Raw genomic sequence first — 589 nt, 5'->3', positions numbered from 1 at the left:
ATGCTGATGGGCATCACGGCCAAGAACTCGATCCTGCTTGTCGAATATGCCCTGGTCGCCGAGAAGGAGCACGGCATGAGCCGCTTCGAGGCACTGCTCGACGCCATCCGCAAGCGGGCCAGGCCCATCGTCATGACATCGATCGCCATGGGCGCCGGCATGCTGCCGATCGCGCTTGGCATCGGCGCCGACGCCGAGACGCGTGCGCCGATGGCGATCGCCGTGATCGGCGGGCTCATCTCCTCGACCGTACTCAGCCTCGTCTACGTGCCGGTCGTTTATACCTTCATGGACGACATCCAGCATTTCCTCGCCCGTCACCTGGGCAAGCTGTTGGTCGAACCGCCCGGCGCGGACGGCCGGGCGAGGACCACAACTCCAGGGAAAAATCCAGCCAATGCATACCCAACCTGATCGTTCTCCATCGCCGGCAAGGCTACGCCGCCTGTCTCCCTGGGCGGGATTCCTGTACGCCACGCTTCTGTTGGCAGCCTGCTCGCAGGAGAAGAGCCAGGTGCCGGCCGGCATGGGGGGTGCCGGCAGGCCCGAGGTCGGCGTCGTGACGCTGCATCCGCAATCGGTCGCGATC

General features: G+C 65.4%; 1 protein-coding gene and 1 pseudogene. Both read left to right on the top strand.

Going from position 1 to position 589, the window contains the following annotated elements; translation table 11 throughout:
- Positions 1-414, top strand: a 414-nt coding sequence (locus EOA27_RS39315) for an efflux RND transporter permease subunit (protein WP_245491412.1), incomplete at its 5' end; no start/stop codon positions are given.
- Positions 398-589 (top strand): annotated as a pseudogene (locus EOA27_RS41775) (efflux RND transporter periplasmic adaptor subunit); the annotation flags it as partial. The gene EOA27_RS39315 and the pseudogene EOA27_RS41775, both read left to right, overlap by 17 nt.

The organism is Mesorhizobium sp. M2A.F.Ca.ET.037.01.1.1 (assembly GCF_003998075.1).
In the GTDB taxonomy this organism is placed as follows: domain Bacteria; phylum Pseudomonadota; class Alphaproteobacteria; order Rhizobiales; family Rhizobiaceae; genus Mesorhizobium.
This window is presented reverse-complemented; position numbering and strand designations above follow the sequence as displayed.